20 protein-coding genes are annotated in these 22,681 nt (G+C 59.1%); 10 read left to right on the forward strand and 10 right to left on the reverse strand.

Annotation, left to right across the window (positions count from 1 at the left end; translation table 11 throughout):
* Nucleotides 1-213: 213 nt before the first annotated feature.
* The 5 genes from MHM86_RS16795 to MHM86_RS16815 form a co-directional block, all read right to left on the reverse strand.
* On the reverse strand, nucleotides 214-969 hold the full coding sequence (locus MHM86_RS16795) for an ABC transporter ATP-binding protein (RefSeq protein ID WP_239201689.1): 756 nt from the start codon (nucleotides 967-969) through the stop codon (nucleotides 214-216).
* 12 nt (nucleotides 970-981) lie between these two features.
* Nucleotides 982-1,737 carry an ABC transporter ATP-binding protein gene (locus MHM86_RS16800; RefSeq protein WP_239201691.1) on the reverse strand — a complete coding sequence of 252 codons (756 nt, stop codon included), beginning with the start codon at nucleotides 1,735-1,737 and terminating at the stop codon, nucleotides 982-984.
* A 21-nt stretch (nucleotides 1,738-1,758) separates the two neighbouring features.
* Nucleotides 1,759-2,979 (reverse strand): branched-chain amino acid ABC transporter permease, encoded by a 1,221-nt coding sequence (locus MHM86_RS16805; protein WP_239201693.1) that lies wholly within the window; start codon nucleotides 2,977-2,979, stop codon nucleotides 1,759-1,761.
* A 3-nt stretch (nucleotides 2,980-2,982) separates the two neighbouring features.
* Nucleotides 2,983-4,014 (reverse strand): branched-chain amino acid ABC transporter permease, encoded by a 1,032-nt coding sequence (locus MHM86_RS16810; RefSeq protein WP_239201695.1) that lies wholly within the window; start codon nucleotides 4,012-4,014, stop codon nucleotides 2,983-2,985.
* Between the two features lie 105 nt (nucleotides 4,015-4,119).
* Complete coding sequence (locus MHM86_RS16815; protein ID WP_239201697.1) at nucleotides 4,120-5,457, reverse strand: substrate-binding protein; 1,338 nt, start codon at nucleotides 5,455-5,457, stop codon at nucleotides 4,120-4,122.
* A 215-nt stretch (nucleotides 5,458-5,672) separates the two neighbouring features.
* On the opposite strand from MHM86_RS16815, the gene MHM86_RS16820 reads away from it, so the two are divergent.
* From MHM86_RS16820 to MHM86_RS16835, 4 genes are all read left to right on the forward strand, one after another.
* Entirely contained in the window at nucleotides 5,673-7,037 is a 1,365-nt protein-coding gene (locus MHM86_RS16820; RefSeq protein ID WP_239201699.1) for a helix-turn-helix transcriptional regulator, read from the forward strand.
* A gap of 93 nt (nucleotides 7,038-7,130) precedes the next feature.
* Complete coding sequence (locus MHM86_RS16825) at nucleotides 7,131-7,499, forward strand: response regulator transcription factor (RefSeq protein WP_239201701.1); 369 nt, start codon at nucleotides 7,131-7,133, stop codon at nucleotides 7,497-7,499.
* Entirely contained in the window at nucleotides 7,499-7,849 is a 351-nt protein-coding gene (locus MHM86_RS16830; RefSeq protein WP_239201703.1) for a hypothetical protein, read from the forward strand. Before MHM86_RS16825 ends, MHM86_RS16830 begins: the two co-directional genes overlap by 1 nt.
* Nucleotides 7,850-10,537, forward strand: a complete 2,688-nt coding sequence (locus MHM86_RS16835) for an ATP-binding protein (RefSeq protein WP_239201706.1) — start codon at nucleotides 7,850-7,852, stop codon at nucleotides 10,535-10,537.
* 15 nt (nucleotides 10,538-10,552) lie between these two features.
* On the opposite strand, the gene MHM86_RS16840 is transcribed toward MHM86_RS16835, so the two are convergent.
* From MHM86_RS16840 to MHM86_RS16850, 3 genes are read right to left on the reverse strand one after another with little or no spacing between them, the layout of a single operon-like run.
* On the reverse strand, nucleotides 10,553-11,341 hold the full coding sequence (locus MHM86_RS16840) for an enoyl-CoA hydratase-related protein (RefSeq protein ID WP_239201709.1): 789 nt from the start codon (nucleotides 11,339-11,341) through the stop codon (nucleotides 10,553-10,555).
* A 12-nt stretch (nucleotides 11,342-11,353) separates the two neighbouring features.
* A complete protein-coding gene (locus tag MHM86_RS16845; RefSeq protein ID WP_239201716.1) occupies nucleotides 11,354-12,667 on the reverse strand; it encodes a hypothetical protein in 1,314 nt (437 codons plus the stop codon).
* Nucleotides 12,664-14,298, reverse strand: a complete 1,635-nt coding sequence (locus tag MHM86_RS16850; RefSeq protein WP_239201725.1) for an AMP-binding protein — start codon at nucleotides 14,296-14,298, stop codon at nucleotides 12,664-12,666. Before MHM86_RS16850 ends, MHM86_RS16845 begins: the two co-directional genes overlap by 4 nt.
* A 147-nt stretch (nucleotides 14,299-14,445) precedes the next feature.
* Between MHM86_RS16850 and MHM86_RS16855 the strand changes: the two genes are divergently transcribed.
* Together MHM86_RS16855 and MHM86_RS16860 are read left to right on the forward strand one after the other, a co-directional pair.
* Entirely contained in the window at nucleotides 14,446-15,306 is an 861-nt protein-coding gene (locus MHM86_RS16855) for a DUF6502 family protein (protein WP_239201730.1), read from the forward strand.
* The gene (locus tag MHM86_RS16860; RefSeq protein WP_239201732.1) at nucleotides 15,306-16,394 is read left to right on the forward strand and encodes a hypothetical protein; all 1,089 of its coding nucleotides are present in this window, start codon (nucleotides 15,306-15,308) and stop codon (nucleotides 16,392-16,394) included. The genes MHM86_RS16855 and MHM86_RS16860 overlap by 1 nt, the downstream gene beginning before the upstream one ends.
* Nucleotides 16,395-16,404: 10 nt before the next feature.
* Here the strand turns inward: MHM86_RS16860 and MHM86_RS16865 are convergent, their stop codons facing one another.
* Nucleotides 16,405-17,328 (reverse strand): hydrogen peroxide-inducible genes activator, encoded by a 924-nt coding sequence (locus MHM86_RS16865; protein ID WP_239201734.1) that lies wholly within the window; start codon nucleotides 17,326-17,328, stop codon nucleotides 16,405-16,407.
* A gap of 108 nt (nucleotides 17,329-17,436) precedes the next feature.
* Between MHM86_RS16865 and MHM86_RS16870 the strand changes: the two genes are divergently transcribed.
* The 4 genes from MHM86_RS16870 to MHM86_RS16885 all read left to right on the forward strand — a co-directional run bounded on the left by MHM86_RS16870 (nucleotide 17,437) and on the right by MHM86_RS16885 (nucleotide 21,139).
* Nucleotides 17,437-17,748: a hypothetical protein gene (locus tag MHM86_RS16870; protein ID WP_239201736.1), complete on the forward strand. Its 312-nt coding sequence runs from the start codon at nucleotides 17,437-17,439 to the stop codon at nucleotides 17,746-17,748.
* Between the two features lie 50 nt (nucleotides 17,749-17,798).
* A complete protein-coding gene (locus MHM86_RS16875; protein ID WP_239201738.1) occupies nucleotides 17,799-18,767 on the forward strand; it encodes a sodium-dependent bicarbonate transport family permease in 969 nt (322 codons plus the stop codon).
* Nucleotides 18,768-19,059: 292 nt separating this feature from the next.
* A complete protein-coding gene (locus MHM86_RS16880; RefSeq protein WP_239201741.1) occupies nucleotides 19,060-20,547 on the forward strand; it encodes an NCS1 family nucleobase:cation symporter-1 in 1,488 nt (495 codons plus the stop codon).
* Between the two features lie 214 nt (nucleotides 20,548-20,761).
* Nucleotides 20,762-21,139: a hypothetical protein gene (locus tag MHM86_RS16885; RefSeq protein WP_239201742.1), complete on the forward strand. Its 378-nt coding sequence runs from the start codon at nucleotides 20,762-20,764 to the stop codon at nucleotides 21,137-21,139.
* A gap of 11 nt (nucleotides 21,140-21,150) precedes the next feature.
* Here MHM86_RS16885 and MHM86_RS16890 read toward each other — a convergent pair whose 3' ends face one another.
* A complete protein-coding gene (locus tag MHM86_RS16890) occupies nucleotides 21,151-22,038 on the reverse strand; it encodes an FAD:protein FMN transferase (RefSeq protein ID WP_239201743.1) in 888 nt (295 codons plus the stop codon).
* Between the last annotated feature and the right edge of the window lie 643 nt (nucleotides 22,039-22,681).

Genomic DNA, 22,681 nt, shown 5'->3' on the forward strand with positions numbered 1-22,681 from the left:
TTCACCCCAAAACGACTGGGGGTCGTTCACGGATGCGGCATACATCTCCTGATATTTTTCGGCGTTGATATGCGCCTTGGCGTCAAAATCGGCGGGCACCGGATATACGGCGTCTGACATAGTGGGCTCTCCTCCCTGGATCCCTTAAGCGCACAGGCCCGCCTCTGGCGAGGCGGGCGAGGTGCGTGATTTTGTGGTCCTTAAAGGGCGGCCTTAAATTGCAAGGTATTCCTCCCGCAGTTCTTTGTTCTGCAATACCTCTGCGGCCGATCCGTCATAGACCACGTTTCCAGTATCAAGGATCACGGATCTGTCTGCAAGTTCAAGAGCGCGGACCGCATTTTGTTCCACAATTACTGTGGTGATGCCCTGTTCCTTGATCTTGCGCAGGGTGCGTTCAATCTCGTCCACGATCACCGGCGCCAGACCTTCATAAGGTTCGTCCAAGAGCAGAACCTTAATGTCACGCGCCAACGCCCGCGCAATCGCCAGCATCTGCTGTTCACCACCCGACAGCGTGACACCCTCCTGCTGGCGGCGTTCGCCGAGACGGGGGAACAACTCATAAAGGCGTTCCAGAGACCAGCCGATCGGCGGGGCGATCTGTGCCAGTTTCAGGTTTTCTTCTACCGTCAGGCCGGGGATGATGCGGCGATCTTCGGGCACCAGTGCGAGACCAGCGCGCGCCGCCTCGTGCGAGGCCATAAGGTGCAGCGGTTGGTGGTCCAGCCAGACCTCTCCACGCTTGATCTCTGGATCATCCAGACGGGCGATGGCGCGCAGAGTCGACGTCTTGCCCGCGCCGTTACGGCCCAGCAAGGCAAGAATTTCGCCTTCGTGTACGTTAAAATCAACACCCTGCACGATGTAGCTTTCGCCGTAGTAGGCGTGCAGATCCCAGATCGACAGAAAAGCAGGGGCGGTTTCGGCGAGGTTGTGACCTTTGGAAAAGTCGGGTTTTACGTTCATGTCCTGCCCTCCTTATGCGGTTTCGCCCAGGTAGGCTTCGCGTACCTTGGGATTGCCTTTGATGTTTTCGGGATCGTCTTCCACCAGCGGGGTGCCTTGCGCCAGAACGGTGATCCGGTTGGCGAGGGAGAACACAACATGCATATCGTGTTCGATGATGGCTATGGTGATGTCCCGCTGGTCCGAGATCTGTTTGAGCAGATCAATGGTGTTGTTGGTGTCCGCCCGCGCCATACCGGCGGTGGGTTCATCAAGCAGTAACAGCCGCGGTTCTTGTGCCAGACACATACCGATTTCCAACCGGCGTTTGTCACCGCGTGACATGGAGGCGGCGTGCATGCCGTACTTATCCGCCATGTTCATTTCTTCCAGCATGTGGTCGGCGGCATCGACGATCTCACGCTCGCGCATCATGTCCTTGATCGCATGCATGCGGAACGCGCCGTCCCGTTTGGCAAAGATCGGGATCATCATGTTTTCCCGCACGGTCAGGTCGCCGAAGATTTCGGGCGTCTGGAACACGCGGGAAATACCCATCTGGTTAATCTCATAGGGTTTGCGCCCCAGCACCGACTGGCCGTTGAACATCACCGATCCGGTGTCGGGGATCAGTTTGCCGACCAGGCAGTTCAGCAGGGTGGATTTGCCCGCCCCGTTGGGGCCGATGATGGCGTGAACCGAGTTCTCTTTGACACTCAGGTTCACATCCCCCAGCGCCTGCAACCCGCCGAAACGTTTGTTGACGCCTTTGACTTCTAGGATACCCATGTTTGTATCTCCTCCTCAGGCTTATTCGGCAGGTTCGGGCTTGGCCGACCCATCGGTGTTGTTGGGTTCTTTCTTGCGGCTCAGGCGGGCGCCGATGCGCTTGCCCAGTTCCACAAGACCGCCGGGCACAAAGATGATCACAAGCATGAAGATCACGCCGGTGGTGATGTGCCACTGTTTGCCCACGAACAGATTGGTGATCGCGATGAAGAAGTCCGACATTCCATCCGGCATGAAGGAGAACCAGCTCTCCAGCACGCTTTTGTTGATCTTGGACAGGATGTTTTCCATGTACTTCAACAGACCGGACCCCAGGACTGGACCAATCAGCGTGCCCGCGCCACCAAGGATGGTCATGATCACAACTTCACCGGATGCGGTCCAGAACATACGTTCCGCGCCCACCTGCGTGTCCATCGCGACGAGCAGACCACCTGCCAGACCCGCATACATGCCCGAGATGACGAAAGCCGCCAGCGTGTAGGGTTTGGGGTTCAGGCCAGTGTAGTTCAGGCGATGCTGGTTCGATTTGACCGAGCGCAGCATCATGCCAAAGGGTGACCGGAAGATGCGGATCGACATATAGAATGCGGCCAGCATCGCGAACGCTGCAATATAGTAGCCCGCGTTAAAAGTGAAAGACCAGGCGCCCACGTTCATCTTGTGGCTGGCGCCCATTTCCAGACCGAACAGGTGTGCTTTGGGTGTTGCGCCCTCTGCCAGTGCAGCATCCAGAATGCGCGGATCGCTCACTTTCGGCTGCAGGCCGGTTTCACCACCGGTCAGAACGCCGCCGAACAACTGCCCAAACAGATCCGAATAGGCCAGCTGATACATCATCATCGCAAACGCCAGCGTCAGGATGGAAAAATAGATGCCAGACCGGCGCAGTGAAATCCAACCGACGAGGAAGCTGATCAGCCCGGCCACGATGACCGAAATGATGATCGCTGGAATGACGTTCATGGTCAGCAGCTTCATCATCCAGATGGCCGCATAGGATCCGACGCCCAGAAAGGCGGCGTGACCAAAGGAAAGATATCCGGTAAGGCCAAAGAGGATGTTGAACCCGATGGCAAAGATACCAAAGATCACAAAGCGTTGCATCAGGTCGGGATAGCCCGCGTTGAACTGTGCAAGTGCCGATCCTTCGGGAAAGGGGTTCAGGATGAAGGGGGCGAACAGCGCCAGAATTGCGACGATGATCAGCAAGGTGGTGTCTTGTTTATTCAAGCCAAACATAGATCAGTCCTCCATCACGCCTTTGCGACCCATCAGGCCACGGGGACGTGTCAACAGAATGATAATGGCGACCAGGTAGATGATGACCTGGTTGATACCGGGTATGAAGGCGATGACCTCGCGCATGGAGGCAAAGCTTTCGAGGATGCCCAGCAGGAAACCTGCCGCAACCGCACCGGGTAGCGACCCCATGCCACCGACAACCACCACAACGAAGCTGAGGACAAGGAAGTCCATGCCCATGTGATAGTTCGGGGCGTTGATCGGCCCATACATCACACCCGCCAGACCGGCCACCGCTGCGGCAAGGCCGAACATGATGGTGAACCGTTTGTCGATGTCGATGCCCAGTAGGCCGACGGTTTCACGATCTGCCATACCCGCGCGGACAACCATGCCAAAGGTGGTGAATTGCAGGAAGGCAAAGACCGCACCGATGATGAGCGCCGCAAAGCAGAAGTAGACCAGACGCCAGTAGGGGTAGATGATGATATTGGGATCAAAGCCCAGCATTGCGCCGAAATCGAACGAGCCCTTGAAAGCCGCAGGCGCGGGTGTCGGGATCGGGTTGGCGCCGTAGTAATATTTGATGATCTCTTGCAGAACGATCGCCAGACCGAAGGTCACCAGGATCTGATCCGCATGGGGACGCTTGTAGAAATGCTTGATCAGCCCGCGTTCCATGATGAATCCGATGATGATCATCACCGGAATGGCAAAAAAGATCGCCAGCGGCACGGACCAGTCGATGATGGATGCACCGGCGCTTTCGCCAAAGATGTCATAGACATAAGGCACTTGGATTTTGGCCGGATTGCCAAGGAAATCGGTTTTGGTCGGGTCAATGACCGTGTGGCTGAGCGTCAGGATCTTGTTCAGCGTCACAGCACAGAAAGCGCCGATCATGAACAGCGCCCCGTGGGCAAAGTTCACCACGCCCAATGTGCCAAAGATAAGTGTAAGTCCCAGCGCGATCAGCGCATAGGCCGAGCCTTTGTCGAGCCCGTTCAGGATCTGGAGGATTATAGCGTCCATTGTCCCACCCTTGTGTCGGAGTGCGGAGTAGCCTCCACAGCGGGAGGCAGGCAGTCATTTCAAGAAGGTGGAGGATGGGGGAGGGCCCCATCCTCCGGGTCGGCCTTAGGCGCCGCCGTTACAGGCGCCCAGGTTGCCGCCAAAGATCGAGGCGTCATATTCGACCTGACCACGCGGGGTGATCTCGACGATTTCCAAGAGGTCAAACTCGGATGTTGGGTTCTCTTTACCCTTCACAACCAGCACGTCTTTGAAACACTGGTGGTCAGAGCCGCGATAGAGCGTCTTGCCATTGCCCAGACCGTCGAACTCAAAGTCTTCCAGCGCGGCAGAGACACCACAGGGATTGAAGGTGCCAGCCCGCTGACAGGCGTCTGCATAAAGCAGGGTCTGTACATAGCAGGTGTGCGCGGCCTGCGACGGCGGGAAGCCGTACTTGGTGCCGAAGGAGCGTACAAAGGCCTGAGAGCCTTCGTCCTGCAGCGACCAGTGCCAGTTCGCAGAACCAAAGATGCCCTTGATGTTAGCACCTGCGCCACGCGCCATCAGACGCGAGAACAGAGGAACAATGATTTCGAAGTTATGGCCGTTCACCTGTTTTTCACGCAGGCCGAACTGTACCGCGTTGGTGAGCGAGTTCACCATGTTGCCGCCGTAGTGGTTCAGAACCAGAACGTCCGCACCCGATTGTAGAACCGGCGCGATATAGGATGAGAAGTCAGTCTGCGTCAGCGGGGTTTTCACCGCGGCCACAGTTTCCCAGCCCATTGCCTCGGTCGAGGTACGTACCGCTTCTTCGGTGGTATAGCCCCAGTTGTAGTCAGCGGTCAGGTGATAAGCCTTGCGGTCCTTGCCGTAGTTGTTGGCCAGGATCGGTGCCAGTGCTGCGCCCGACATGTAGGAGTTGAAGAAGTGGCGGAAACCATTGGCCCGCTTATCTTTACCCGTGGTGTCGTTGGAGTGGGTCAGGCCAGCCATGAAGATCACGCCTGCCTCTTGGCAAAGAGCCTGAACCGCAACCGCAACACCCGAAGACGAACCGCCGGTGATCATCACCGCGCCGTCTTTTTCGATCATCGACTTGGCCGATGCGCGGGCGGCATCAGATTTGGTCTGGGTGTCACCGGTCACATATTCGACCTTCTTGCCCAGAATGCCGGTGCCGTCCAGCGCCTTGGACGAGAAGGTGCTCAGCATACCGCCGTCGCCACCGCCGTTGATGTGCTCAACCGCCAGCTCATAGGCGCGCAGTTCATCGGCACCTTCGTCAGCGTAGGGGCCAGATTGCGGCACGTTGAAGCCAAGGGTTACTGTGCTACCAGTGGGTTCGTTGGTGTAGGCGGCAGCCGATTGTGCTGTGAAGATGGTGGGTACGGCCAGTCCGGCACCGGCAACGGCTCCCGACTTCAGCACGCCACGACGAGACATGTTGGTCTTGGTCATATATTCCTCCCGTTTTATAAAGTGTGGCGCCGCCTCCTCTTGCGTCACCACGGGCACAATTGTGCAAATCTATTATCGGCGGCGGTTGGAAAATTTCGCAATAACGTGCATTTGCGTAATATTTTTTTTGTAAATTTTTGCACCGTGCAATAGCATACTTTGTAAAGAAGTTTTTCTGCGTCGCAGAAGCGGGTTGATTTCACGGAGAAAACAAAATGCCGCAGGGGCAACTTACCGGAACGCGGATCCGCGAGCGTCGGATCATGCAGGGGCTGCGGCAGGCCGAATTGGCGCAAAAGGCGGGTATTTCCGCCTCTTACCTCAACCTGATTGAACATAACAGACGCAGAATCGGCGGCAAATTGCTGTTGTCTCTGGCCGAGGTGTTGAACGTCGAACCCTCGCTTCTGTCCGAAGGGGCAGAGGCGGCGATGATCGCCACCCTGGGCGAAGCGCGCGCGGCAGATCCCGATGCCGCACCGGTGGAGGAAACGCCAGAAGCTTTCGCTGGCCGCTACCCCGGCTGGGCCGAGTTGCTGACCCGTCGGCATCGCCGCGTGCTGGAACTGGAACGCACGGTCGAGGTGCTGAACGACCGGCTGACCCATGATCCCTATCTGGCGGCAGCTTTGCATGAGGTGCTGTCAACGGTGACGGCGATCCGATCAACTGCTGGTATTCTGGCGGATACGCCGGAACTGGAGCCGGAATGGCGGGATCGCTTTTATCGCAACCTCAATGAAGATGCGGCGCGTCTGGCGGATGGGGCGCAGGGTCTGGTCGCCTATCTGGATCAAGGCGGCGAGGCAGAGGGCGGCGTCACCTCTCCGCAAGAAGAGCTCGAAGCCTTTTTAAATGACAGCCGCTATCACATTGCGGCATTGGAACGGGCCACAGATGCGGGCGCGGCGATTGAAACACTGCTGGAGCGGGCATCGGTTCTGCAGACCGCGTCAGGGCGCGGGTTCGCCCGTGCGCACCTGCAACGCTATGCACAGGACGCCCGTGATATGCCGTTGGCGGATGTGCTGGCCTGTGTACATGAGATGGGCGTGGATCCCGCTGCGGTGGCGCGCAATTTCAGCGTTAGCCTGCCGCGCGCCATGCAGCGGTTGGCGGATCTGCCTTCTGGGCCCATCAACGGTGAAGGGGGACAGGAACTGCCCGCCATCGGTCTGGTCAGTTGCGATGCCTCTGGCACCTTGATTTTTCGTAAGCCTGTTGATGGGTTCTCCTTGCCGCGATTTGGGGCGGCCTGTCCAAAATGGCCATTGTTTCAGGCACTTTCGCGGCCGATGGTGCCGCTGCATCATCTGGTGCAGCAGGACCAGCGCGGCGAGGCGAGCTTTGACGCCTATGCGGTGGCAGAGCCTACAAATACCCCAGATTTCGACACCCCTCCGCTGTTTCAGGCCCACATGCTGATCGTCGCCCGTACGCCGGGGCAGGGGGGCGGTGTGGCGGCAGCTCAGGTCAAAACGGCGGCGCCGGTTGTGCCAGTCGGGATCAGCTGTCGTATCTGTCCGGTGCAGGATTGTGCGCCCCGCCGCGAGCCTTCTATCCTGTCGGATGGGTTTTGACTTAGCCCGCCAAAACCGCGATAGTGATCTGCGGGAGATAGAGGCGTGACACGGGGGAGTGTCGGGTGCGCTGTCTGCACAGAGGGGGAAGCCATGGGCAAAAATGTCCTGATCATCGAGGATGAGCCAAACATCATCGAGGCAATATCGTTTATATTGTCCCGTGACGGCTGGGATGTGGCAACCCATTCCAACGGCCATGACGCGGTAGATGTGGTGCGCAGCAAGCAGCCCGATCTGTTGATCCTGGACGTTATGCTGCCGGGCAAATCTGGCTACGACATTCTGACTGAATTGCGGGCCGAACAGGGCACCGCAGATCTGCCGGTGCTGATGCTGACCGCACGCGGTCAGAACAAGGACCGTGAACTGGCAACCCGCTTGGGTGCCAGCCGGTTCATGACCAAACCCTTTTCCAATGCCGAAGTGTTGGAGGCCCTGCGCGAGTTGGTGAGCAACTGATGCGCAAAGCTTCGCCCCTGTTTTTAGAACGTCGCAGCTACCGCTTGCGCCGCCTGATGGATGCCGCGCGGTTGATGCCGTTTCTTGGTGCATTGCTGTTTGCGGTGCCGCTCCTTTGGGGGGCGAATGATACTGGCGGGGTCAGCAGTTCGCGGGCAATGCTCTACATATTTGCGGTGTGGGCCGGGATGTCTGGTCTGACCTTTGTGTTGTCGTTGTTTTTGAATATGCGCAGCGAAGAACCACCGCAGGGACCGCAGTTGCCGCCCCAGTCTGAGGGAGGATTATCGGACGGGGCATTGTCGGATCGGGCATTATCGGGCAGTAACATTACGGACGGGGGCGTGTAGATGGGGTCGCTCAACACATTGGTGGCGGTCTGCGCAACCTATGTGGCGCTGTTGTTTCTGGTCGCCTTTCTGGCAGAACGCGCGGCGATCCGTGGACGAGCACGCTGGCTGCGTTCGCCGTTGGTCTACACTCTGTCGCTGTCGATTTATTGTACTGGCTGGACTTTTTACGGGGCGGTTGGTTTTGCCGCACGGTCAGGGTTGGAGTTTCTGACCATCTATATCGGCCCGACACTGGTGATGATGGGGTGGTGGTGGGGCCTGCGCAAGCTGGTGCGCATCGGGCGCACCCAGCGGATCACCTCTGTGGCGGACCTAGTGTCATCGCGCTACGGTAAATCCCCTTTGCTGGCGGTCTTTGTCACCCTGATCGCAGTCGCGGGGACTACGCCCTATATTGCCCTGCAATTGCAATCGGTTGTGCTGTCTTTTTCCAGTTTCTCTTGCGAGGCACCAAGTGGGGGTACGCTGGCGATTGACCGCAATGCCACAGCGCTATGGGTGGCGGCAGGGCTGGCGGTGTTTACCATTCTCTTCGGCACCCGCAATCTGGATGCGAACGAGCGTCACCACGGCGTGGTGATGGCCATCGCGGTGGAGGCGGTGGTGAAGCTGGTGGCCCTACTGGCGGTGGGCATTTTTGTGGTCTGGGGTCTTGGTGGCGGAATTGGTCAGACGCTGGCGCGTATTGATGCGTCCGACATTGGACAGTGGCAGGTTGCGAACGGGCGCTGGGCGGCGCTGATTATGCTGTCGGCGGCGGCCTTCCTGACCCTGCCGCGGATGTTTCAGGTGCTGGTTGTCGAAAACGAGGATGAGAGTCATCTGCGCACCGCAGCCTGGGCTTTCCCGACCTATCTGATGCTGATGAGTCTCTTTGTCCTGCCGATCGCCGCCGTTGGGCTGGACGTGATGCCGCAGGATGCAAACCCGGATCAGTTCGTGCTGACGCTGCCGCTGTCTCAGGGACGCGAGGGGTTGGCGGTGCTGTCCTTTATCGGCGGGTTTTCCTCGGCGACCTCGATGGTGATTGTCGCTTCTCTGGCGCTGGCCACGATGGTGTCAAATCACATTGTTATGCCGATCTGGCTGCGGTTGGCGGCAGGTGGGGCGATGATTTCGGGGGACGTGCGCCATGTGGTGCTGCTGTCGCGGCGGTTGTCGATCGCCGGTGTGCTGGGGCTGGGCTATCTTTACTTCTATATCTCGGGCGGCGGTGTTGCGCTGGCCTCGATCGGGCTGGTGTCCTTTGCCGGTGTGGCGCAGGTGCTGCCGGCGTTGATGGGGGGCGTGTTCTGGCGCGGGGCGAACCGCCTGGGCGCAGTGGCGGGGCTGTCTGTGGGCTTTGTTATCTGGGCCTATACGATGTTCCTGCCCAGTTTTGGGCCCGGTGCGATCCTACCGTTGTCAGTGTTTGAGCAGGGGCCGTGGGGTCTCAGCTGGCTGCACCCTCAGGCGCTCTTTGGCATCACCGGACTAGATCCTGTTGTGCACTCGGTCCTCTGGTCGATAAGTGCAAACACGGCGGTATTTGTCGTGGTTTCCCTGCTGACATTCCCCAACCCGATGGAGCGGCTGCAAGGGGCGCAGTTTGTGAATGTGTTCCAGCACACCGGCAATCCCCAAGGATGGTCTGGTGGCATCGCCCAATCCGAAGATCTGATGGTTATGGCGCAGCGCATCCTTGGCCCGCGCGAGGCGCAGATGCTGTTCCGCCGCGCCGCTGCGGCGCAGGGGATTTCGGGCTATCTGCCTGACCCGACGCCAGAATTCCTACAGCTATTGGAGCGTGAGATGTCGGGGTCCGTGGGCGCGGCAACCGCCCATGCGATGGTCAGTCAGATCATGGGTCGCGCGACTGTATCGGTTGAGGATCTGCTGGCGGTGGCCGATGAAACCGCGCAGATGATGGAACATCAGATCCAGCTGGAAGCCAAATCAGCCGAACTGACCCGCACTGCCCGCCAGCTGCGTGGGGCGAATGAAAAGCTGACCCAGCTGTCAGTACAGAAAGATGCCTTCCTCAGCCAGATCAGCCATGAATTGCGCACGCCGATGACCTCTATCCGCGCCTTTTCAGAGATCCTGCGCGATGGTGACGGGCTGCCCCCCGAACAGCTGAGAAAATACGCGAATATCATTCACCAAGAGGCGATCCGCCTGACCCGCTTGCTGGACGATTTGCTGGATTTGTCGGTGCTGGAAAACGGACAGGTGAGTTTGAATGTGCAGGTCGGGTCCATCGCGTCGTTGATGGAGCACGCCGTCGCCTCCACTGGGGTGGAAGGTAAAGGGCTGCGTATCCACCGTCACGGGCTGGAGCGTGACCTGATGGTGGAAACGGATCTGGATCGTCTGTCGCAGGTCTTTATTAATCTGGTGGCCAATGCCCATAAATACTGCGACGCGCCCGAACCTCTGCTGACCATTCGCTTGGTAGAGCGGGACAATCATCTGGTGGTGGACTTCACCGACAATGGATCAGGCGTGCCACGCGATAAACAAGAGCTGATCTTTGAGAAATTTGCCCGTGTCAGCGACCAAAAGGCTGGTGGTGCGGGGCTGGGGCTGGCGATCTGCCGCGAGATAATGGCGCGGTTGGGTGGGGCGATCACTTACCTGCCGGGGCAGGGGGGGGCGTCGTTTCGTGTGACCCTGCCAATGCGGATGCGTCAGGCGGCGGAATGATCGCCGCCTGATGGGTTAGCTGCCCTGCGTCGTCGGGCTATTAAACACGGGGGCGCGCTTTTCCAGAAAGGCCGCCATTCCTTCGATCTGCGCAGGCAGACCGTAGAGGGCATGATACATCTGCCGCTCCATCCGCACGCCCATCTCCAGCGTGGTTTGTTCGGCAGCGTTCACGCATTTGCGTCCCATTTCGACAATATCGGCAGGGTAGCTGGCGATGGTTTGTGCCACCTCCCATGCGGTGTCCATCAGATCCTCTGGCGCCAGGACGCGGCTGATCAGGCCGATCTCTTTGGCTTCCTGTGCGTCGATCATCCGGCCTGTCAGGATCAGATCCATCGCCATCGCACGCCCCACCAGACGGGTCAGACGCTGGGTGCCGCCGATGCCGGGGATGCAGCCGATCTTGACCTCAGGTTGGCCGAACTTCGCCTTCTCAGACGCCAGCAGGACATCACACATCATCGCCACCTCACAGCCACCGCCAAGGGCGAAACCGTTGATCGCGGCGACCTTGGGAATCGGCAGCGCGGCAAAGCGGTCCCAGTCTGCGAAAAACGCACTCTCTGTCATGCTGACATAGGTCTGTGCCGACAATTCTGCAATATCGGCCCCTGCGGCAAAGGCACGGCCCGCGCCGGTGAGGATCAGGCAGCCAATGGCAGTGTCTGCGGCGAAGGTGCTGGCGGCTGCCAGCACCTCCTGCATCACGGTGGTGTTGAGCGCGTTCAACTGATCTGGCCGGTTGAAGCGGATAAGGCCAACGCGGCCGCGCACCTCTGTTTCAATGGTTTGATAGGTCATGATCACCCCCCCTCAGCTGTCCCAGATCGCGCCATAGGCGGGGATGCCCAACGCTTCCATGTCGTGCACCACTTTGCGGGTGAGTTTTTGGTTGGAAATCACGATCACCGCTTCGGCACCGCTTTCGCGCACGGCCTGCAGCGCCAGCGTGCTGAGGTCGGGTTTGCCTTGGGTTACTGTGTCCCATATCACCGGATTTTCGGTTGATCCTTCGATTTCATCCACCAAGGCGTCACCATAGGTTTCGCGTGGCGAGCGGGTGGACCAGACCAGCTTGTTGGGCACCTCACCCTTCAGCAGGTGGGGCAGGATCGGGCCAATGCCGGATCCGGTGCCGATATAGACCACCTTTTTGAACAAAACCTCAATACGGGCCACCCCGCTGGTGGTGATGCCTTTGACCCAGACCTTGCTGGGTGGGGTGTCGATGAAACGGCCAGTCCAGTCGCCAGCGCGCGAAATGGCCAGTCGGTAGCCCGGTTCATGGGGCGACGGGATGTTGGCAAAGGCGTGGTACTCACCGAACGGCGTCAGGCTGATCGCGTTCGACGACCCGGCAAAGGGCGTGTCGCCATAGTTAAACTTCGCCAGAACTGCGTGGTTCGACGGTTTCTCAATCTCCACATCCACCTTTTTCAGCGTCAGCCAAGGTGACACGATGGACAGGGTGATCAGGCACAGCATCCAGAACGCGGGGGTTGTTGCCAGATCCTGCCCCATGTCACGGGTGATTGACACGGTCTGTGCCCAAAACAGGCCCAGCACGGTCCAGCCCGCGAAACGGTGGATTTTCTCAAAAGCGTTGTGAAATTTCGCCCGCACCGGTCCGATGGCGGAGGCAATCATCAGAACCAGCAACGTGACCATCGCGGCAGAGAGGCCAAGCGTTACATCAGACGGCAGTGCAGCACCTGACAGGCGGTTTGTGACAATGCCAAACAGCAGGAAGCCAAACCAGAGGGTGCCCGCAACGGTGCCACCCGAATGCAGCCCGCCAAAGTGGAACACTTTGCCTGCGCCCCAGCGCATCCACAGAGGTGCAGAGGTGGGTAGGCGCGTGGCCAGCCAGAACAGGGCGTTCACCACCCGCTGCTGACGGATCAGAATGCCCAGCGACAGGTTGATCAGCGCCATATCGGCGATGGCCGGAAGGTGAAATGCGCCAAAGCTGCCCCAACGGCCTGTTTGCAGGCCAAGAATAAAGACGGAGAGGTTCACAATCGCCACCAGTGCCGCCAGACGGCGGTATTCCATCAGTGCGGGGTGACGGGTGATGCGGCGCCACTTGGGCGCGGCGGCGTCAAAGGATCGGGTTTCGGTGGTCATTGGGTCGCATCCGTCATGTTGGTGGGGGTGTTTCCTGCAAGGTGCTGTTCTGCCATCTGCAACAGCAGGCGCTTGTCAAGTTTGCCGCGCGGGGTGCGGGGCAGGGTGGCAAGGGGCAGGATCAGCTCAGGGCTGCAGTAGTAGGCCAGACGCGCTTTCACCTCTGCCGCCGCTTTCTTCGGGCAGGCTGTTGCGGGGGAGATGAAGCTGACCAGCGTGCGGTTGTCGTATTTCAACGTCACGGCTTGGGCGCAGCAGTCGGATTGCTCCAACGCTGTTGAGACGCCGTCCAATTCCACCCGAAAACCGCGGATCTTTACCAGATCATCGACGCGGCCGAAATGCTCCAGCTCGCCCGTATCGGTCCAGCGACCCAGATCGCGGGTGTTGAACATCATATGACCGGGGCGGAAGGGATCGGGCCGGTAGCGATCAGCGGTCAGGTCAGGGTTCGCCAGATAGCCCAGTGTGACACAGTCGCCACCGGCCCACATTACGCCCTTGGCACCGATGGGCAGAGGCATCAGATCCTCATCCAGAACATAGACCGTGTTGTTGGGGGTGGGACGCCCGATAGACAGCACGGCCTTGTCGGGGTGGTGCGGTTCTGCGGTGTTGATGATGGTGGTTTCGGTTGGACCACAGGAATTGTGGAAGGTGCAGAAGGACGACCACAGATCGGCCAGCGGGCGCGGACATGGCTCACCTGCGACGGCGGCGACCTTCACCTGCTGGCAGCGGCTGGCATCCAGCGAGTTGAGGATCGAGGGGGTGGAGATCAGCACATCCACCTTCTCGGCGGTTTCCTGAATGCTCTTGCCGCGAATGACCAGAGTGGCACCATTGGCCAGCGCGCCGAGTGTTTCCCAAGCGGCCATGTCAAAGGCGATGGACAGGATCTGCCCCACCTTTCGGCCCGGGCGCATGCCCATGTCACCGGGGGCGGTCAGCAGAATGTTGGCAAGGTTCTTGTGCGTGACCTGTACGCCATTGGGCACACCCGTGGTGCCGGAGGTGAATAGCAGGATCGCGCGATCGTCGGGTGCGGGGGCGTAGGTGTCCCGCGCAGGCAGGCTGTCGTCAAGTGCGGGGTCATACATAACCGGATCAATGCTGATCAGGGTTTGCTGTGGCGTGACGGGCACATCATCTGCCAGGTCAGATAGGGTCAGGATCACCGTCGCTTCGGTGATGCCTGCCACATGGCGCAGCACCTCAGGAGGGGCGACGCCAACGTGCTGTGGGGCATAGGCAGCGCCCAGTTTCATTGTGGCGACAATCCCTACCAGCATTTCCAGCGATCGGCGCAGGTAGAGGCAGACCACATCGCCACGCGCCACGCCATAGCTGCGCATCACATTGGCCAGTCGGTTCGACGCCGCATCCAGCGCGCTATAGGTGATCTCCTCGCTGCCACAGGTCGCGGCAATAGCGTTTGGCTGCATGCGCATCTGGTGCAGGATGGCATTGATTATGGTGGGGAAACGTGGCGTTTCGGCTGGACCCCAGCCGAAGCGGTAGAACCGGTCCCGATCTGCGGCGCAGAGCAAAGCGAGGGGATCTTGTTGCGGTGTGTGGGAAAGAGAGTGGGGTTTGATGCCTTTTAGGGAAATTGCTGCAATATCTTGCATGTCATCCTCCGAGTTGACGATGCGGCAAGCTTCTAATGGGAAATTTTCCCATTTAAAGTCACGTATCATCAAAAAGTCTCACGAAGACGTTGGATGCGCAGGGGTGATGTGTTTGATAAAGACCACTGAGTCTCGGAACAGGAAGCCATGAGTGACAGCCCCCAAGATCCGTTTGAAAAGGCACTGGCAGCGCTGCTTGCGCCTTTGTCACGGGCGATGATGGCACGTGGGGTCACTTATGGATCGGCGGCAGAGGCGCTGAAGCGCGCGATGTTGCAAGCGGTGCTGGATCAGCTGGCTGCAGAGGGTGGCAATGGCCGTATCAGCGACAGCAAAATCAGCCTGATGACAGGTTTGCACCGTAAAGACGTGAAGCGTTTGCGCGGCGACAACGCCCAATGCGAGGTCAAGCGCACTATGTCTGCGGCCGCGATGGTGATCAGCTATTGGGCCACCGCGCCGGATTATCTGGATGACAAGTGCTGCCCTCGCCACTTGACCCGCGCCGGGGATGAGACGGGCCCCGGTTTTGACGGTCTGGTGCGCCAAGCCCGCATTGATATGGCGCCGGGCACGGTTCTGCAGGTGCTGATAGAACAGGGCGCTGTCGCAGAGGCGGCAGCGGGTGTCTATTGCCTGAAGGCGCACAGCCTGCTGCCAGCTGGCGGCGGCGCCGAACAGGTCGCGGCTTATGAGGCGACGCTCAGCGCGCATTTGGCAGCGGCGACCGACAACCTGTTGGCCCCGCCCGAAGGCCCGCGCCATTTTGACCGCGCGGTGCGCTATTCACACCTTTCAGAGGCGTCGGTGGAACATCTGCGCAAGATGTCCGCAGCCAAGGCACAGGCCCTGCTAGAAGAAATCAACGCCGAGGCGCGCAAACTGCAAGACGCGGATGAAGCCGCCCAAAGTGACACAGACCCCAAACGTCGCTTTGTCCTAGGCACCTATATTCTGCCGGCCCCGTCGGCAGCCAAGACCCCGAGTACCCCGGAGGATACGGAATGATGACCCGATTTGCGCGCTTTTGCCAAGGCTGCGCTGATCTGATGACAGGTCGCAAGATAGATCTGAGCACCGGTCTGGTCGCAGGGCTGGTGCTGGGGGGAGCGCTGAGTGTGACCGGATGGGCCGTGACAGGGTCTGCCGTGGTGGCGCAATCGACCGAAACCACCCAAGGCAATGACGAGCGCGAGGGCGGCATTATCGGCACCGGTGTGACCGGTTATGATCTGGTTCGTTCCGAGGTGGCGGGGCAGGGCACGGACCTGCGCGTTGGCGTTTACGGCACCATTACCGCGCTGGGCAGCATCTATGTGAACGGCCACCATATCGCCCTTGACAAAGAGCTGACGGTGCGTGGCTCTCCGGTTGTGGAGCAGGCGGCAGATTTGCGTACTGGGCATACGGTAGCGGTTGTTGTCGGGCGTGTAGATCCGCCTGCTGTTCATGCCGCGCGTGATAGTGCGGCTGTACACTGGCAGGCGTTGGATATCCGTCATGTCATGCCTCTGGTTGGTCCGGTGCAGGCCATCGATGTCGAAGGCATCACAGTCATGGGCACGCGCGTTGCGCTGCCTGAAGGGGGAGAGGCGCCAAAGGTCGGGACATGGGTTGCGGTCAGCGGTTTGTGGCAATCTGGCGCTCTGGGCGATAAGGTGATTGCGTCGCGTCTGGACGTGCTGCCCGCCGGTGTTGATCGCAGGGCCCGCATCAGCGGCAGTTTCGAAGGTCTCAAACCTGACGGTAGCCTGTGGATCGGCGGCACGCAGATCACCGGCATCATGCCACAACATCTGAGCGAAGGGATGCGCCTGCGGATCACCGGTACACCGGTTGAAGGGGGGCTTCAGGCCAGTCAGATCGAGGCCGGATTGTTCGGCGCAGAGGTCGGCGTGCAACATGTGGAGGGGTATTATTCCGCCCCCGCAGCGGATGGGCGCTACACGGTTCTGGGCAGCGGATTGATCGCCTATACTGAACGGCCGCAGATGATTGTCACCAGTCAGCGCGTGTTGCGCTGTGGGCAGGGGCAGTCGCTGATTGGTGCAGGTCTTCTCCCGGAAGCGCTGGGCGACGGGTTCCAAGGCTGCTGAGGTTGGGCGTTTAGCCCGCGGCGAGCATACGGCCCAGTATGGTCGCCGCCTCACTGCGCAACACATCGGCCAGAACCTCACTGCCCGGGCGAGGGGTGGGAAGATTCGGCTGGATCAGCGCGATGTCGCGCTGGGCGTTGCGGTGGGCGATCTGGATCAGCTTTACATCGGTGCCGCGATGGCGTTCGGTCGCGGCGTAGATGCTGGGCAAAATGGCAATGCCCGCGCCAGTGGCGGCCATCAGGCGGATTGCATCCAGACTGGTGCCCTCATATTCATCCGACACCCGCCCCCCTGCGGTGGCTGCCAGACCTGCCACGATATGGCTCAGCCTGTGTCCGGTGCCAAGTGTCAGCAGTGTCTGTCCCGTCAGCGCCGTAAGCGGCAACGTCTCTCCCGGATCCTGCGCCAGAGGGTGATCCTGCGCCAGTGCTGCCCAGAGGTGTTCGGTAAACAGTGCGGCGGCTGATGTGCCCGGATGATCCTCTGGGGTAGAGATCACCATGTCCAGCCGCCCGCTGCGCAATCCTTCGTCCAATTCGCGGGTGTTCTCCTCGCGTACGATCAGGCGGAAATGGGGATGCTCATGGTGCAGACGTCGCACCACGCCGGGCAGGAGGTATGGCCCGATCGAGGGAAGAACGCCCAGCCTCAGACGTCCTTGAAAAATCCCATCCCCCCGCGCAGCGGCACGCAAGTCTTTCAGATCATGCAAGATCTGTCGCGCACGCCGTACGACCTCTTCGCCTGCGGGGGTGATTTTCGCTCCGGCGCGGCCACGTTGAAACAGGGGCGTGTCCAAATCCGCCTCCACCTCTGATAATTGGGCCGAGAGGCTGGGTTGCGACACGTTGAGCCGCGCCGCCGCCAGACTGATTTTGCCGGTTTCTGCAATGGCGATGATGTATTCCAGCTGGCGAAGTGTTGGACGCATTGCATAACCTGAAACTATATTTATTAGATGAAACATATATTTGAATCTATGTAAGGATCAAGGGATACCCAGTCGAACGAAACCCTAAACCGCAGAGCGAGGCCGCGTATGGCAAACGGAACTTTAAAACCCTCCGGGCAGCGTGCGTGGATCTGGGTGCGTGCTGCAGCGGCGCTGGCGCTGGTGGCGCTGATCCTCAGCTTGATCTGGGCGGCCATGGGGCCGGACGGGTCACGATGGGCGTTCAAGCTGTTGATAGCAAAGGTGGCCTTTGCCTTGGCGATGGCGGTTAGCGTGCTGTTGGGTGCATTGGTGATCGCGCCGACGGATGCGTTGAAGGCCACGCGCGGGCGATGGGTGCGCTGGCTGTTCGCGGTTGGGGCCTGTGGTGGTTTTGGCTTGATGATCGCTACCAGCTGACTGCCTGCCTTCGGGCACACACTTAGATACTTCTCAAAAAGGTAACGACGATGGACCTGTCCCTCACCGCTTTGGTGGGCAATCTTCTTGCGCCCACAGTTTTATTTTTCATCCTTGGCCTGATTGCCGCTGTTGCGCGCAGCGATCTGTCGATCCCCGACGGGGCGGCCAAGATCATGTCGATCTATCTGCTGATGGCCATCGGTTTCAAAGGCGGGGCCGCCGTCGGGCAGGAGGGTGTCAGTGGGCACCTAATCGGCGCACTGATTGCGGGGGGTGTTTTGTCCTTTGTGCTGCCGTTTGTGGCCTTTGTGCTGCTGCGGGGCATGACGCGGCTCGACAACTTGAACGCGGCGGCGGTGGCTGGGCATTACGGGTCCATCTCGATCGTGACTTTCGTGACTGCTGTCAGCCTGCTGGAGGCACGCGGCCTCAGTTCCGAAGGTTACATGGTCGCGGTGGCCGCAGTGATGGAGGTGCCCGCGATCATGTCTGCCCTGTGGCTGGCAGCGCGGCGCGGCGGCGTTGCTGTGGTGGATTGTTCGCTGCTGAAACACATCCTGGGCAATGGGTCGATTGTTTTGTTGATCGGCGCCTTCACCATCGGCGCAATCACGGGACAAGAGGGGCTGGCGGATCTGGAACCTTTCATTGTGGTGCCCTTCACAGGTGTTCTGGCGTTGTTTTTGCTGGATATGGGCTTGTCGGCAGGGCGCAGCCTACTGCAAAACCGGCAAGAGATTTCTGCGGGTGTCCTGATCTTCGGCATGGTGATGCCGCTGGTCGGCAGCCTGTTTGGCCTAGGCGCCGCTGTGCTGGTGGGACTGTCCACGGGTGGGGTGTTTTTGATGATGGTCCTGAGCGCGTCGGCCTCTTACATCGCAGTGCCTGCCGCGATGCGATTGGCTTTGCCGCAGGCGAAATCGGGGATCTACCTGTCGCTGGCGCTCGGTGTGACCTTTCCGTTTAATCTGACGGTGGGTATGCCAGTCTATTTCCTGCTGGCGACATTGGTCTGACACGCCAGCATATGGCGACGCCCCGACACGATACGATGGGGCGTTGCCGCATTGACTTTTCGCGTGACGCTGCGGGAATTCCGGTATAGAGCGCCCGCAGCGATTTCGCGCCAGCCTGACCGCCGCGCCAGATTTCCAGTTTTCGTTGTTCTTTGCGTTGCACCTGCAGGGTGAAAGCGCGGCCTTCTGCCACCTGACTGGTAGAGGGCATGATCCGCGAAAAGAGGGGTGCGGCAGGGATTTGAGTCTGTGTGCGTATCGAAAAACGAAAGCCAAAGCGAGGGAGAGTGCGGTGGCTGACACACATCTGAATGCGGGTGAACGCCCGGATCTTACCGGGCTGGACCCGGCGCTATATAATGAAGATCAGCTGCCCACCACAGCCGCTGAGCGTAATTGGAGCTGGGTCTCCATTGCTGCTTTGTGGGTGGGTATGGTGGTCTGCATCCCTGCCTATCTGTTGGCATCCTACCTGATTGACGCGGGCATGAGCTGGGATCAGGCGGTGGCAACTATCCTTCTGGCCAACGCGATCGTTCTGATTCCGATGGTTCTGGTCGGTCACGCAGGCACCAAATACGGCATTCCGTTCCCGGTTCTGCTGCGGTCTTCCTTTGGGCCTGCAGGGGCCAAAATCCCTGCCGTCGCGCGCGGTATTGTGGCCTGTGGCTGGTTCGGCATTCAGACTTGGGTTGGCGGTTCGGCGATCTATGTGATCCTGAACACCCTGATGGGGGGGGCTCTGGCTTCTGATCCGCTGCCTATTCTGGGTATTTCGGCAGGTGAATTTGTCTGTTTTGTCGCCTTCTGGGCGCTGCATGTCTATTTCATCAAAAACGGGACTGAGGCGATCCGCTGGCTGGAAACCTACGCGGCGCCTTTTCTGCTGGCGATGGGGCTGGCGCTGCTTTACTGGGCCTATGCCAACGCGGGCGGCTTCGGTGCAATGCTGTCCACGCCCAGTGCGTTTGACGTTGGTCAGCCGCGAGAGGGCGAGTTCTGGCAGGTCTTCTGGCCCAGTCTGACGGGCATGATCGGGTTCTGGGCCACCTTGGCACTGAATATCCCCGATTTCACCCGTCACGCACGCAGCCAGAAGGATCAGTTCATTGGCCAGCTTATCGGCTTGCCGCTCCCGATGGCGCTGTTTGCCTTTATCGCCTCTGCCGTGACATCGGCCACTGTGGTGATCTATGGCGAAGCGATCTGGGATCCGATCCAACTGGCGGAACGGATGGGCGGTGCATCGATCCTGATCGCGCTGTTTGCGCTGATTGTGGCGACGCTGACCACCAACCTTGCCGCCAACGTCGTGGCACCAGCGCACGGGTTTGCTAACCTTGCCCCCAGCAAAATAAACCTGAAACGCGGTGGTTATATCACCGCAGGCATCGGTCTGGTCATGTTCCCGTGGGTTCTGGTGAACCACATCGTTGGCTGGCTCTTGGCCTATTCGGCGCTGCTTGGACCGATTGCGGGTATCATGTTGGCGGATTACTACCTGCTGCGCAAAACCCGTCTGCAGGTGGCGGATTTGTTCAAATCCGATGGAATCTATGCGGGCCGCAATGGCACCAACTGGGCCGGTGTACTTGCCCTGATTATCGGCATCCTGCCGAACGTGCCGGGGTTCCTTGTGGGTGTTGGACTGTCTGATGGGACCTCAGATTTCTTTGCCACCATTTATACCTATGCGTGGTTTGTTGGCCTGTTCGTGTCTGGCGGTGCCTATCTGTTGTTGTCGCGCCTGATGGCGCGCCGCGTTTCGCAAAGCGCTTAAATTTGACGTAAGGGCAGGGCGATCAAGAGGCGTCCTGCCCTTTCTGTATTCTTACGGTATTTTACGCCGATGCTTCGTTGCACCGTGAGTTTTTCCTGAAAAATCCGTTGTTTCCCCCTCAGACAGCCGGTTCTTTGGTCGTTGAAGAGACATGGCACAAACGCACAGGGGGGATCCGGTGCGTAGGCCAACTGACCCGTACGGAGCATGGGGTATGGCTGCAAAATTGATAGGTGCGTTGATCACGACGGCTGTTGTTGCTGTCGGATCGTACCATTTCTGGTATGAACTGGGGGATATGGTCTGGCCCAGTCGTGATGTGATCGTCGCTGAAATCACCTTGGACAACCGTTGCGATTTTCGCGATTACGTCTTTGTGGTGCGGGATCTGAACACCGGTAAATATGCCACGTTCCACGGTGGGCGGGCAAAGCTGCGCACGGTGGAGCGCAATCGTGTGGCGGTGGAGTTTGCGCCGAAATACCGCGATGTTGACTATCACTCGGTGGCTAGGCCAGTGCGCAAGAATATGACGATGATCACCAACTGCGGTCGCCCGCGGCCCTTCAGCAATGTAAGCTGGTTCGGCTGACGGTCAGTCCGCTAGCGGTGCAGGATGCGCACTTTCTGATCAGAAGACACCAGCCAGACGCGGCGGATATCCTCTAGCGCGCCCATCGCCTGTTCGATAGCCTCCAGTGACATCAGTACAAAGGCGGTTGAGGCCCCGTCCGCGATCGCCGCTCTGTCCGCTTCTACCGCGACCCAGGCCCATTCGGCGGATTTTGTCATTGTTTTGGGATGCAGGATGTGGCTGTGCCCGCGCAACAGCCGTGCGTCAGGGTGCGATATGCTGAGCGCACTGTCGTTTAGGGTGATGTGATGGGTGCCATCGGGCAAGGGCTGTGACAGGGTAATCTGTGCCGGTCCGCCGATCACCGCCAGTTCACCCAGTTCTATCACGGCCCGCTGAATGCCCAGTTCGCGCAGGCAGCGCGTCAGCATATCTGTTGCAAATCCTTGTGCGACACCGTTGAAGCTCAGCTTTTGTCCGGTTTCCAGTGTCACTGTGTTGGCTGCGACGTCGACATGTTTCCAGCCAATGCTCTGGCGCGCCTGCTGCGGTGCGTGGCCCTGAAACAGGGCATTCCAAAGCGGCTGGATGGTCGGATCAAACACACCACCCGTGGCCACGTGTAACTGTGTCGAGAGGGCACAGAGGTCCAGAAAGCGTCTGTCGGGATTGTGCAACGCACCGTTGGCATTCAACTGTCGCAACAGGCTGGACGGATCATAGAGGTCGAACAGCGATTGGATGGCTGCAAGCGTCATCGTGGTGTGCTGCAGTGCGGCTTCTGCTTCCAGCTGCGGACCATCCAGCTTCAAAGCCACGTCAGTGCCAAGCGCGGCACCCTGCCATCGTGTCGGTGTGGTACACCATGGCATGTTGACGTGTTGCACATTCGGGTTTGGGGGAACTGCAGGGGTCATTGCACTCTCCGGTCAGGCTGGGTTTGGCCGCGCGGTCACTGCAAGAGGGGGGCTGTGCTGCTTGGCTGGAACTTGGTGGAGGAGCATAACACCAAAAGCGAATATTGATAGGTATTTTGCACGTTTTTGGCGTGGTGTCGGGCGGGCATGTAAAGAGGCGATGCGCCTTGTGGTGGTGGTCAGAAAACCAGACCAGTTGGGGCGGTTGCCTTTCCAATGCACAGGTTCTGCAAAGTTGCCCGGCGATATTTCATCGCGGTCGCGTTGCAAGAAGCGCTGATCAATTGGTTTGGTTTTAAAGAGTTATGCTGCGTTTCGTGTAAAAATTTACAAATATCACAATTTTCTGGAAATCAATTTACAAAAAAAATGAGCCAAATTAATATTTTATTACAAAATTTTCAGTATCACGTATCTTATCCGTCAACGCACTTGGCTGTTTTTCGGGAGTGGAGGCCCGAATTTTAGCCCGCAAAGCGCAAGGGAGGAGATACGCATGTCGCTTGACCAAGCAAATGAAACCCAGACTCCATCTGTGGTCCCCGTTTCCGAAAAGTTCGCCAAAACCGCGCACATAGATGCGGCTAAATATGAGGCGCTTTATGAAGCCTCGATCAGTGACCCCCAGTCGTTTTGGGGTGAG

Source organism: Thalassobius sp. Cn5-15 (genome assembly GCF_022347685.1).
Taxonomy (GTDB): Bacteria; Pseudomonadota; Alphaproteobacteria; order Rhodobacterales; family Rhodobacteraceae; genus Thalassobius.

Bases quoted from the DNA above. Each gene is read 5' to 3' on its own strand.
- MHM86_RS16830 (WP_239201703.1), top strand. From the start codon at position 7,499: ATGCGCAAAGCTTCGCCCCTGTTTTTAGAACGTCGCAGCTACCGCTTG.
- MHM86_RS16890 (WP_239201743.1), bottom strand. From the start codon at position 22,038: ATGACCCCTGCAGTTCCCCCAAACCCGAATGTGCAACACGTCAACATG.
- MHM86_RS16860 (WP_239201732.1), top strand. From the start codon at position 15,306: ATGACCCGATTTGCGCGCTTTTGCCAAGGCTGCGCTGATCTGATGACA.
- MHM86_RS16820 (WP_239201699.1), top strand. From the start codon at position 5,673: ATGCCGCAGGGGCAACTTACCGGAACGCGGATCCGCGAGCGTCGGATC.
- MHM86_RS16825 (WP_239201701.1), top strand. From the start codon at position 7,131: ATGGGCAAAAATGTCCTGATCATCGAGGATGAGCCAAACATCATCGAG.
- MHM86_RS16885 (WP_239201742.1), top strand. From the start codon at position 20,762: ATGGCTGCAAAATTGATAGGTGCGTTGATCACGACGGCTGTTGTTGCT.
- MHM86_RS16875 (WP_239201738.1), top strand. From the start codon at position 17,799: ATGGACCTGTCCCTCACCGCTTTGGTGGGCAATCTTCTTGCGCCCACA.
- MHM86_RS16835 (WP_239201706.1), top strand. From the start codon at position 7,850: ATGGGGTCGCTCAACACATTGGTGGCGGTCTGCGCAACCTATGTGGCG.
- MHM86_RS16845 (WP_239201716.1), bottom strand. From the start codon at position 12,667: ATGACCACCGAAACCCGATCCTTTGACGCCGCCGCGCCCAAGTGGCGC.
- MHM86_RS16870 (WP_239201736.1), top strand. From the start codon at position 17,437: ATGGCAAACGGAACTTTAAAACCCTCCGGGCAGCGTGCGTGGATCTGG.
- MHM86_RS16810 (WP_239201695.1), bottom strand. From the start codon at position 4,014: ATGGACGCTATAATCCTCCAGATCCTGAACGGGCTCGACAAAGGCTCG.
- MHM86_RS16795 (WP_239201689.1), bottom strand. From the start codon at position 969: ATGAACGTAAAACCCGACTTTTCCAAAGGTCACAACCTCGCCGAAACC.
- MHM86_RS16855 (WP_239201730.1), top strand. From the start codon at position 14,446: ATGAGTGACAGCCCCCAAGATCCGTTTGAAAAGGCACTGGCAGCGCTG.
- MHM86_RS16805 (WP_239201693.1), bottom strand. From the start codon at position 2,979: ATGTTTGGCTTGAATAAACAAGACACCACCTTGCTGATCATCGTCGCA.
- MHM86_RS16850 (WP_239201725.1), bottom strand. From the start codon at position 14,298: ATGCAAGATATTGCAGCAATTTCCCTAAAAGGCATCAAACCCCACTCT.
- MHM86_RS16800 (WP_239201691.1), bottom strand. From the start codon at position 1,737: ATGGGTATCCTAGAAGTCAAAGGCGTCAACAAACGTTTCGGCGGGTTG.
- MHM86_RS16840 (WP_239201709.1), bottom strand. From the start codon at position 11,341: ATGACCTATCAAACCATTGAAACAGAGGTGCGCGGCCGCGTTGGCCTT.
- MHM86_RS16815 (WP_239201697.1), bottom strand. From the start codon at position 5,457: ATGACCAAGACCAACATGTCTCGTCGTGGCGTGCTGAAGTCGGGAGCC.
- MHM86_RS16865 (WP_239201734.1), bottom strand. From the start codon at position 17,328: ATGCGTCCAACACTTCGCCAGCTGGAATACATCATCGCCATTGCAGAA.